Origin of the sequence: Phenylobacterium sp. (assembly GCF_036263695.1) — a bacterium.
Classification (GTDB): Bacteria; Pseudomonadota; Alphaproteobacteria; order Caulobacterales; family Caulobacteraceae; genus Phenylobacterium.
Window position 1 is genome coordinate 1 of sequence record NZ_DATAGM010000011.1, and the last position, 9,935, is coordinate 9,935.

The 9,935-nt window shown below is 69.8% G+C and carries 9 protein-coding genes; 6 read left to right on the top strand and 3 right to left on the bottom strand.

Going from position 1 to position 9,935, the window contains the following annotated elements; translation table 11 throughout:
* Both mrdA and rodA read left to right on the top strand, forming a co-directional pair.
* Nucleotides 1-1,759 (top strand): penicillin-binding protein 2 (mrdA, locus tag VHK87_RS00345; protein WP_329632911.1); only part of this gene is annotated, 1,759 nt, incomplete at its 5' end.
* Complete coding sequence (gene rodA, locus VHK87_RS00350) at nt 1,756-2,907, top strand: rod shape-determining protein RodA (protein WP_329632912.1); 1,152 nt, start codon at nt 1,756-1,758, stop codon at nt 2,905-2,907. The genes mrdA and rodA, both read left to right, overlap by 4 nt.
* A 42-nt stretch (nt 2,908-2,949) precedes the next feature.
* Here rodA and pip read toward each other — a convergent pair whose 3' ends face one another.
* Together pip and VHK87_RS00360 are read right to left on the bottom strand one after the other, a co-directional pair.
* On the bottom strand, nt 2,950-3,942 hold the full coding sequence (pip, locus tag VHK87_RS00355; protein WP_329632913.1) for a prolyl aminopeptidase: 993 nt from the start codon (nt 3,940-3,942) through the stop codon (nt 2,950-2,952).
* A gap of 10 nt (nt 3,943-3,952) precedes the next feature.
* Nucleotides 3,953-4,930 carry an alpha/beta hydrolase gene (locus tag VHK87_RS00360; protein ID WP_329632914.1) on the bottom strand — a complete coding sequence of 326 codons (978 nt, stop codon included), beginning with the start codon at nt 4,928-4,930 and terminating at the stop codon, nt 3,953-3,955.
* 100 nt (nt 4,931-5,030) lie between these two features.
* Between VHK87_RS00360 and VHK87_RS00365 the strand changes: the two genes are divergently transcribed.
* Nucleotides 5,031-6,245, top strand: coding sequence for a multidrug effflux MFS transporter (locus VHK87_RS00365; protein WP_329632915.1), 1,215 nt, complete (start codon nt 5,031-5,033; stop codon nt 6,243-6,245).
* On the opposite strand, the gene VHK87_RS00370 is transcribed toward VHK87_RS00365, so the two are convergent.
* Entirely contained in the window at nt 6,242-6,613 is a 372-nt protein-coding gene (locus tag VHK87_RS00370) for a DUF423 domain-containing protein (RefSeq protein ID WP_329632916.1), read from the bottom strand. The two genes, VHK87_RS00365 and VHK87_RS00370, sit on opposite strands and share 4 nt — an antisense overlap.
* 73 nt (nt 6,614-6,686) lie before the next feature.
* On the opposite strand from VHK87_RS00370, the gene VHK87_RS00375 reads away from it, so the two are divergent.
* The 3 genes from VHK87_RS00375 to VHK87_RS00385 all read left to right on the top strand — a co-directional run bounded on the left by VHK87_RS00375 (nt 6,687) and on the right by VHK87_RS00385 (nt 9,834).
* A complete protein-coding gene (locus VHK87_RS00375) occupies nt 6,687-7,706 on the top strand; it encodes a DUF1176 domain-containing protein (RefSeq protein ID WP_329632917.1) in 1,020 nt (339 codons plus the stop codon).
* Nucleotides 7,707-7,778: 72 nt separating this feature from the next.
* A complete protein-coding gene (locus VHK87_RS00380) occupies nt 7,779-8,594 on the top strand; it encodes a hypothetical protein (RefSeq protein WP_329632918.1) in 816 nt (271 codons plus the stop codon).
* Between the two features lie 79 nt (nt 8,595-8,673).
* A complete protein-coding gene (locus VHK87_RS00385) occupies nt 8,674-9,834 on the top strand; it encodes an MFS transporter (protein WP_329632919.1) in 1,161 nt (386 codons plus the stop codon).
* Nucleotides 9,835-9,935: the final 101 nt, after the last annotated feature.

Below are 9,935 nucleotides of genomic sequence, written 5' to 3' on the forward strand. Positions count from 1 at the left end.
CTCCAACCGGCCGAACTTCCGCCTGCTGGTGCGGCGCGAGGAGGACCTCGACCACGAGGCCATGCTGAAGACCCTCGCCAACTACGTCCCGCTGGATCCGCAGCGGCAGGCGAGGCTGGCCAAGGAGATCGACCGCTCGCCGCGGCGGGTGCCGGTGCAGGTCATGGAGGACATGACCTGGGACCAGTTCTCGGCCATCAACCTGCGGGCCCCGGAGCTGCCGGGCGTGGTCGCCGACATGGGCGAGGTGCGGGTCTATCCGCACGGGGGCGCCTTCGCCCACGTGATCGGATACGTGGCCAAGCCCATCAAGGAAGACATCAAGGACACCGGCCCCAACGCCGACCCGATCCTGCTGCACCCGGGCTTCCGCATCGGCCGCCAGGGGGTGGAGAAGGCCTTCGACCTCGAGCTGCGCGGCAAGCCCGGCGCCCAGAAGGTCGAGGTGGACGCCAACGGCCGCGAGGTCCGCCACGACCCCGACGGCGATATCCCCGCGATTCCCGGCAAGCAGATCCAGCTGACCCTCGACGTGGACGTCCAGACCCGCGCGATCGAGGTGTTCGGCGAGGAGAGCGGCGCGGCGGTGATGATGGACTGCCGCACCGGCGACCTGTTGTGCCTGGCCTCGGCGCCGTCGTTCGACGCGAACCGGTTCGTCCGCGGCCTGTCCGGGCCCGAGTACCGGGCGCTGGCCAACTACGAGCGCCGGCCGCTGCTCGACAAAGCGCTGTCCGGGCTCTACCCGCCGGGCTCCACCTTCAAGACCATGACGGCGCTGGCGGCGCTGGACGCCGGCATCGACCCGAATGCGCGGATCTTCTGCGGGGGCGGCTGGCACTTCGGCCGCTATTTCCACTGCCACAAGCGCGGCGGTCATGGCCCGCAGGACATGCGCGATGCGCTGAAGAACTCCTGCGACGTCTACTTCTACCAGGTGGCGCTTCGCATCGGCCCGGACCAGATCGCCAAGATCGCCAAAGCCTTTGGTTTCGAGCAGATCTTCGACATCGGCATCTCGGGCCAGAAGAAGGGCATCGTCCCGTCCCGCGAGTGGAAGCGGCGGTACTTCAAGAAGAACCCCGCCAACCAGGAGTGGATGCCAGGCGAGTCGCTCAGCTACGGCATCGGTCAGGGCGCCCTGCAGGTGAACGCCCTGCAACTGGCGGTGATGACCGCCCGGCTCGCCAACGGCCGCAAGGCGCTGAACCCGCGGCTGATCAAGTCGCTCGGCGACGAGGTCATGCCGCCCGGCTCCGAGGCCCCCGACCTGCCGTTCAAGAAGGAGCACATCGACTATGTCCGCGAGGGCATGGCCGCGGTGACCGAGGCGGGCGGCACCGGCTTCCGCGCCAGTCAGCTGGGATTGGGCGACATCCTGATGGCCGGCAAGACCGGCACGGCGCAGGTGCGGAACTACTCGGCCGGCGGCGGGCGAGGGAAGGGCGGTCCCTGGAAGTACCGCGACCACGGCCTCTTCGTCTGCTTCGCCCCGATTGACGAGCCGCGCTACGCCCTGTCGGTGGTCGTCCAGCACGGGATGGGCGGCTCGACCGCCGCCGCCCCCAGGGCGCGCGAGATCATGCGGGTGGCCCTGCTGAAGGATCCCGAGCTGCGGGCGCGCATCGAGCAGCCGCTACCGATGCCCGAGATGCCGGCTGAAGGGGAGGCGGACCTGCCCGACCCGCCCTCGGTCATCGCGCCGGACGCAGCCCCGCCCGGCCCGCCCATCGCCGCCCCTCCGGGAGCCCCCGCATGAGCGCCAGCGCCCTGACGCGCCCGGGCGAGCGCGACCGCCCGACGGTCAAGATCGCCCAGATCGACTGGACCTTCTGCTTCTTCGTCACCCTCATCGCCTGCTTCGGCGCGCTGATGATGTTCTCAGTGGCGGGCAGTTCCTGGACGCCGTGGGCGGCCAACCACCTGGTTCGCTACACCCTGTTCTTCGGCGTCATGGTGGGCCTGTCGCTGATCGATATCCGGGTCTGGTTCGCGCTTTCCTACCCGGTCTACGTCGTGGCCCTGCTGCTGCTCGTCGCGGTGGAGGCGGTCGGGGACGTGCGGATGGGCGCCCAGCGTTGGCTCTCCATCGGCTCGTTCAGCTTCCAGCCCTCCGAGGTGATGAAGGTCGGCATCGTGATGGCGTTGGCCAGATTCTATCACGGCGCGTCGGCCCAGACGGCCCGGTTCTCCTGGCGGCTGATGATCCCGGGGCTGATGATCGCCGTGCCCTTCGGGCTGGTGGCGCACCAGCCGGACCTGGGCACCGCCATGCTGATCCTGTTCACCGGCCTGGCCGTGGTGTTCCTGGCGGGGCTGTCCTGGAAGATCATCATCGCGGGGGTGGCCGGGTTCCTGGTGTCGATCCCGCCGATCGTGATGTTCGTGCTGCACGACTATCAGCGCCAGCGCGTCATGACGTTCCTCGACCCGGAGAGCGATCCGTCGGGGTCGGGCTACCACATCCTGCAGTCGATGATCGCGCTGGGGTCCGGCGGGCTGCTCGGCAAGGGCTATGGCTTGGGCTCGCAGAGCCAGCTGGACTACCTGCCCGAGAAGCACACCGACTTCATCTTCGCCACGCTGGCCGAGGAGTTCGGCTTCGTGGGCTGCACCTTCCTGCTGACGCTCTACGCCGCGGTCATCTTTATGGCGCTGCGCACGGCCTCGCTGTCGCACAGCCACTACGGCCGGCTGGCCGCAGCGGGCGTCACCGCCACCTTCGCCTGCTACGTGCTGATCAACGGCGCGATGGTGATGGGCCTGGCCCCGGTCGTCGGCGTGCCGATGCCGCTGCTCTCCTACGGCGGCACCGTGGCGATGACGGTGATGATCGGCTTCGGCCTGGTGCAGTCGGTGCGCGTGCACCGCTACTCCGAAGTCGGCAGCGGCAAGGGGCTGTTCTAACTGAGACCTCTCCCTCCGCATGCGGAGGGAGAGGTCTGATGTTCAGACCGTCAGCGCCTGGTCGGTCGCGCGGACCAGCGCGTCGACGATGCCGGGTTCGGTGGAGGCGTGCCCGGCGTCCCAGACGACCTCGAAGCGGGCCTCGGGCCAGGCCGTCTTCAGCTTCCAGGCCGCTTCCATCGGGGTGACCACGTCGAAGCGGCCCTGGACGATCCAGCCGGGAATGCGGCGCAGCTTGTCGATGTTCTTCAGTATCCAGCCGTCTTCCGGGAAGAAGCCGCGGTTGGCGAAGAAGTGGCACTCGATGCGGGCGAAGGCGATGGCGAAGTCGATCTCGTTGAACTTTGAGGGCCTCGCCTCCGGGCCGCGGATCGAGATTGTGTCGCCCTCCCACTGGCTCCAGGCGGCGGCGGCCTCCGCCTGCACCTTGCGGTCGGGGTGGGTGAGCCGGCGGTGATAGGCGCCGATCATGTCGTCGCGCTCGGCCGCCGGGATCGGCGCGCAGAACCGCTCCCAGGCGTCGGGGAACAGCATCGAGGCGCCGTCCTGATAGAACCACTTCAGCTCCCGTTCGGTGAGCAGGAAGACGCCGCGCAGGATCAAGCCCGCGACCCGATCCGGATGCTTGATGGCGTAGGCCAGGGCCAGCGTAGAGCCCCAGGAGCCGCCGAACACGGTCCACTTCTCGACGCCGAGGTGTTCGCGCAGCCGCTCGATGTCCTCGATCAGCGACCAGGTGGTGTTGTCCTCGAGGGAGGCGTTCGGACGCGAGCGGCCGCAGCCGCGCTGGTCGAACAGGGTCATCCGCCAGCGCGCGGGGTCGAGGAAGCGGCGCATGGTGGGGTTGATCGCCCCGCCTGGGCCGCCGTGCAGGATGACCGCCGGCTTGCCGTCGGGCCGGCCGCACTCCTCGTAGAAGATCTCGTGCGGCCCGCCGGTGGGCAGCCAGCCGTAGGCGAACGGCTCATTATCCGCATAGAGGCCTTTTCGGCCAGCGAGCGACGAGACGGCAGGCGCGGGCGTGGTGCGTTCCATTCGATTCTTCTTACCGCGGGAAGCGGCGATCTAACCAGTTAAGGATGATCCGGTTCACCTCTTCCGGCTTCTCCTGCTGAGTCCAGTGGCCGCTGCCCTCGATCATCACGGTTTCGAGGTCGGAAATGTGTTCGCCCATGCCGTCGGCCATCGAGGGGCGAAGCACCGGGTCGTGCTCGGCGGTGATCATCAGGCAGTGGACGCCGTCGATCCGCTGCGGCAGGTGGGCCGAGCGTTCCCAGTTGCGGGTGAAATTGCGGTACCAGTTGATCGGGCCGGTGAAGCCCGTCCGCCGGAAGGCCTCCACGAAGACCGCGAGCTCGTCCGACGACAGGAACTGGCGGGTGTCCGCGGCGGGATCGTAGCGCTTAAGGGTCTCGCCAAAGGCGAAGGTGGAGCGGCCCTCCGGGCGCGGCTCGGCGTCGCCCTTCAGGCCGTCGCCTGCGCGCATGAAGAAGCGCATGGTCTTGTCCACGTCCTCGGCCAGCAGCGCGTCGGCCTCACCCGGCTTCTGGAACCAGACGATGTACATCTCATCGCCGTAAACCTTGCGGAACAGCGCGATGGGGTCGATCCCCAGCCGCTGCTGGAAAGGCGTGTTGAGCCCTACGACCCCGGCGCAGCGCTCCGGGTGCATCAGCGGCATCTGCCAGACGACGAAGCCGCCCCAGTCGTGGCCGACGAAGATCGCCTTCTCCACGCCCAGGTGGTCGAGCAGCCCGACGAGGTCGCCGGTCAGGTGCTCCATGTCGTAGTCTTCCACCGCCGGCGGGCGCGAAGACAGGCCATAGCCGCGCCCGTCGATAGCGATGGCCCAGCGGCCGGCGGCCTCCAGCGCGCTCATCTGGTGACGCCAGGAGAAGGCGGTCTCCGGAAAGCCGTGGCAGAGTATGACCGGCACGCCCTGGCGAGGGCCGACCTCGTAGTAGGCGAGCTCGATTCCGTTGACGGCGGCGCGCTGCGCGGGCGGCATTTTGGTGGTGGGCATCACTGGCTCCCCGGGCTCTTTCCAGGCGCCGCAGGCTGCGCAGGCTCCGCGGCGGAAGGGAAGGGGTTCTTCAGCGGCGCCGACGCGCTAGAAGGCGCCGATGCCGAAAGACGCCGAGATCAAGCCCGCCCCGACGCCATGGGGGCTGGTGGTCATGCTGGGGGCGATGACCGCCTTCGCGCCGATGGCCATCGACATGTACCTGCCGAGCCTGCCGGCCATCGCGCAGGGGCTCTCGGCCTCGGCGGGGCAGGCGCAGGCGACGGTGGCGGCCTTCTTCGCCGGCATGGCCATCGGCCAGTTCATCTATGGCCCGGCCTCGGACCGCTACGGGCGGCGGGCGCCGCTGCTGGTCGGGGTGGTGGTCTTTACGGCGGCTTCGGTCGCCTGCGCGCTGGCGACCAGTCCGGAGATGCTGATCGCGTCGCGGTTCGTCCAGGCGCTGGGCGGCTGCGCCGGCGGGGTGGTGGCCCGGGCGATCATCCGGGACAAGTTCGACCACACCGAGACGGCGCGGATGCTGTCGCTGATGATGCTGATCATGGGGATCGCGCCGATCCTCGCCCCGCTGCTCGGGGGCGTGGTCCTCACCCTCGCCGGCTGGCGGGCCAATTTCTGGGTGCTGGCGGGATTCGGCGTGGCGGTCGGGGCGGCGGTCCTGCTGCGGCTGAAAGAGTCGCGTTCGGAGGCGACCGCGGCCCAGGCGCGCAGCGAGAACCCCCTGCAGGCCTATGCGGCGCTGTTCAGGCAAAAGCGGCTGATCGGCTACCTGCTGGCGGGGGCGCTGAACGGGGCGACCCTGTTCACCTACATCTCGGCCTCGCCGGGCCTGCTGATCGGCACCTACGGCATCAGCCCGCAGAACTTCGGCTGGGTGTTCGGCCTCAACGCGGTCGGGATAATCGGCGCCAACCAGGTGAACCGCTATCTGCTCCGCCGCCGGACGCCTGACCAGGTGCTGGCGACGGCAAGCCTGGTCTCCGTGGGAATGGCGGTCCTGTTGGCGCTGGTCGCCGTGACCGGCTGGGGCGGGCAGTGGGGCGTGCTGACGCTGCTGTTCGTGCTGCTGGCCAGCTACGGCTTCATGCAGGGCAACACCACCGCCGGCGCGCTCAGCGTCGACCCGCTGCGGGCCGGTTCGGTGTCGGCTCTGACGGGGGCGTCCTCGTTCGCCGCCGGCGCGGTCGCCGCCAGCGTCTCGGCCGCGCTGCATGACGCCACGGCCCGGCCGATGGCTCTGATCATGCTGGTCGCCATTGCAGGCTCGGCGGTCGCCCTGCACACGTTGGCGCTGCCGCGCGCCGCCAAGGCCTAGACGCTGCGGATCCCGCGCGCGGCCCAGGCCAGCGCCGCCCAGCCGATCATGAACGACAGGCCACCGACCGGCGTGACGGCGCCCAGCCATCGGGGGCCCCCCAGGGCCATGACGAACAGCGATCCGGAAAACAGCGCCACGCCGGCCAGGAAAAAGGCCGCGGCGAGGCCGGGCCGGCGGGCGCCGAACTGCGCCAGGATCCCGCAGGCGAAGCTCGCCAGGACGTGGACCAAGGCATACTCCGCGCCGGTTTGCAGCCAGGACTTCGCCTTGGGATCGGCGACGCCGTGCGCGCCGAAGGCGCCGCCAGCCACGGCCAGCAGGCCGAGGACCGCCGCCAGGGTCATCCAGTTGCGAGGCGTCCACATGTTCCTGCCGCCCGATTGCGAACCAAGAGACCAGCTCTACGGTATGTGGCGGCGAAAGCGAACGGGAGGGACGATGCGCGCGGCGCTTATCGGGCTGGTGGCGGCGGGGCTTGCGGCCCTGTGCGGACCGGCCTCGGCGGAGAACGAGTCGTTCGGGGACTGGATAGTCGTCTGCGACAATATCAGAACCTGCAACGCCTACGGCTTTCCCGAGGAACACTACGAAAATATCACCTACATCCGCATCACCCGCACCGGGGCGGCCGGAGCCGCGCCCACTGTCTCGATCTCTGCGAGCGGGGAGGGAAGCGCCGTCTGGCGGCTGGAGATCGACGGCATTCCGGTGATGAACCAGGTGCAGGCCATCGCCGGCAAGGACGAGGTCTATCAGCGCGCGGTGCTGACCCCGGCGCAGACGGCGACGCTGCTCAAGGGCCTGGCCAACGGCGAGATCCTCTCGATCTGGCTGGGCCGGGACGTCGTGGGCGCGATCTCGCTGAAGGGCAGCTCGGCGGCCCTGCGTTGGGTCGACGACCGGCAGAAGCGCGCCGGAACCGTGACGGCGCTCGTGGCGAAGGGGCCCAAGCCCGCGAGCGCCATGCCTGCGCCGCCCGCGCCGCCGGTGATCCGCGCCGCGGCTCCGGCCTCGCAGGCGGGGCTCCCGAAGAGCCTGCCCGACGCGATCAAGTACCCTTGGGAGTCCTGCGACGACGATATCGGCGAACTGGGGATCGAGCCCCAGGTCTTCCGCCTCGCTCCGGGCCTGCTGCTGTGGCAGACGGCCTGCAGCCGCGGGGCCTACAACGTCGTTTACGACTTCAGCCTGCTGGATGAGAAGGGGACGCTGAAGGGCGCGCCGGACTTCCCCTACGCGAGCGGGCAGGCGGAGACCGGCCGGCTGATGAACGCCGAGTTCGATCCGGCGACCCAGACGCTCAGCAACTTCGACAAGGCGCGGGGCCTCGGCGACTGCGGCGCCTTCACCAGCTGGGTCTGGACGGGACGGGAATTCGCGCTGAAGGGCTCTGAAGTGATGCCCGACTGCCGCGGCGTGCCGCTCGACGACTGGCCGACCGAGTTCGTCAGCCGGTAGTCAGCCTTGACTCCATCCGCGGGGGGGCGAGGCTGTCGCCCCCAAGAAAGACAAGACGGTGGAGGAGCGCGGATGATTCAGTTCACGCAGGAGCGGCAGGAGGAGCCCGGCGTCACACGCCGGCTCTTCGAGCTCACGGTCAACGGCCAGACGGTGCCGGCGGCGCTGTGGGCGCCCGAGGCGGCAAAGGGTCCCCGGCCGCTGATCTTGATGGGCCACGGCGGCTCGCAGCACAAGAAGACCGCCGGCATCGTCGCCCGGGCGCGGATCTACGCGAAGAAGTATGGCTATGCGACGCTGGCCATCGACGCGCCCGGCCACGGCGACCGCATCTCCCGCGAGGAGGCCGCCGCCTTCGCCCGCGACGTCGGCGCCCGGGTGACCGGTCAGGCGCCCGCCGGCTTCACGCCCGAGCGGATGAAGCAGATGGCCCAGCGCACCGCCCAGGCCGTGCCCGAATGGAAGGCGGCCCTCGACGCGGTCCTGAGCCTCGACTTCGTCGGAGACGACGGGCGGATCGGATACTGGGGCGTCTCTATGGGCACCGCCATCGGCGTGCCGTTCGTGGCGCAGGAGCCCAGGATCAAGTGCGCCGTGTTCGGCCTGGCGGGGCTGCGGCCTGGCGCGGCGGAGTTCGAGGCGGCGGCCAGGGCCATCACCATCCCGGTCGAGTTCGTCTTCCAGTGGGAGGACGCGGTCGCGCCGCGCGAGCACGGCATCGCGCTGTTCGACGCCTTCGGGTCGGCGGAGAAGACCATGCACATCAACCCAGGCGGCCACATGGGAATCCCGCCGTTCGAAGGCGCCAGCTGGGAGCGGTTCTACGTGCGTCACCTGGGGACGGCGGAGACGGCGGCGAAGACGCTGGAGCCGATGGAGACGGTTTAGACCTCTCCCTCCGCGCGGCGGCGAGAGGTCTTTTGGAAGCGGGCGTCACAGCCGGACTCGCGGTATGGACCGGCGGACAATGTCCTCCGCCGTCCGCATCGGCCTCTGCTATTCGGCCATCTTCGTCGGCACGGGGGCGATGGCTCCCTACATGCCGGTGTGGTTCGCCGAGCGAGGTCTGTCGGGGGCGCAGATCGGACTGATCCTGTCGCTGCCGATGCTGGCCAGGGTGGTTACGGCGCCGGCGCTGGCGGTGTGGGCCGACAGCTTCGCCCTGCGGCGCACGCCGCTGATCCTGCTGAGCCTAGCGACCGCCCTGGGCTACTTGCTGATGGCCGCCCCGTTCGGCTTTCCCTGGTGGATGGCGGTGTGGTTCGTGGCGGCGAGCGCGTTCGCCACCCTGCCGCCGCTGACCGACGTGGTCGCCCTGGCCCGGGCGCGCACCGAGGGGTTCAACTACGGCTGGCCGCGGGGCATCGGCTCGGCGGCCTTCATCGTCGCGAACATTGTCGCCGGGGCGCTGCTGGTGGCGACCTCGGCGGACGCGGTGTTGGTGTGGATCGTCGCCGCTGCGCTGCTGGCGGCGCTGGCCTCGCGCTTCCTGTTGCCGCCGGACCCGGTGCTGGAGCATGGCGGCGTCGCCGAGCTGCGCGAGCGGCTAGCGGGGCTTGGCCTTTTGCTGAAGGACAGGCTGTTCCTGCTGGCGGTGCTGTCGGTGGGACTGATCCAGTCCGCCCACGCCTTCTACTACAGCTTCTCGGCGCTGGCCTGGAAGGCGCAGGGCATCCCGGAGAACCTGACCGGCGTCCTCTGGGGCGTGCGCGTCGCCGTCGAGATCGTCTTTATGTGGTTCTTAGAGCCCTGGCGGCGCAAGATCGGGCCGCGGCGGCTGCTGGTGATCGGCGGACTGGCGGCGCTGGTCCGGTGGACCGCCTACGCCTTCGCCCCCCCGCTGTGGCTGCTGTTCCCGCTGCAGGCGCTGCACGCGCTGAGCTACGCGGCGACCTTCCTCGCCTCGCTGCAGCTGGTGGAGCGGCTGTCCTCGCCGGTGAACATGACGGCGGCCCAGACCATCAATTCGGCCTTCTCCAGCGGCCTCTTGGCCGGCCTGGCGACGCTGGCCTCGGGGCCGCTGTTCGACCGCTACGGTGCGGGCGGCTACCTGCTGATGACGGCGATGAGCTTGATCGGGGTGCTGGGCGCGCTCAGGCTGTACGCTGCGCGGCGTCTGGAAGACTGAGGGCTTCGGCCATGGCGCCGGCGGCGGCCTGGACGGCCCGGGCGACGTCCTCCAGCCCGAAGGCGGCGGCCTCGACGTACTCGCGCACCTGCGGCACGTGT

Excerpts from the sequence above, each read along its gene's own strand:
- VHK87_RS00385 (WP_329632919.1), top strand. The coding sequence starts at position 8,674 with ATGTCCTCCGCCGTCCGCATCGGCCTCTGCTATTCGGCCATCTTCGTC.
- VHK87_RS00360 (WP_329632914.1), bottom strand. The coding sequence starts at position 4,930 with ATGCCCACCACCAAAATGCCGCCCGCGCAGCGCGCCGCCGTCAACGGA.
- rodA (WP_329632912.1), top strand. The coding sequence starts at position 1,756 with ATGAGCGCCAGCGCCCTGACGCGCCCGGGCGAGCGCGACCGCCCGACG.
- VHK87_RS00365 (WP_329632915.1), top strand. The coding sequence starts at position 5,031 with ATGCCGAAAGACGCCGAGATCAAGCCCGCCCCGACGCCATGGGGGCTG.
- pip (WP_329632913.1), bottom strand. The coding sequence starts at position 3,942 with ATGGAACGCACCACGCCCGCGCCTGCCGTCTCGTCGCTCGCTGGCCGA.
- VHK87_RS00370 (WP_329632916.1), bottom strand. The coding sequence starts at position 6,613 with ATGTGGACGCCTCGCAACTGGATGACCCTGGCGGCGGTCCTCGGCCTG.
- VHK87_RS00380 (WP_329632918.1), top strand. The coding sequence starts at position 7,779 with ATGATTCAGTTCACGCAGGAGCGGCAGGAGGAGCCCGGCGTCACACGC.
- VHK87_RS00375 (WP_329632917.1), top strand. The coding sequence starts at position 6,687 with ATGCGCGCGGCGCTTATCGGGCTGGTGGCGGCGGGGCTTGCGGCCCTG.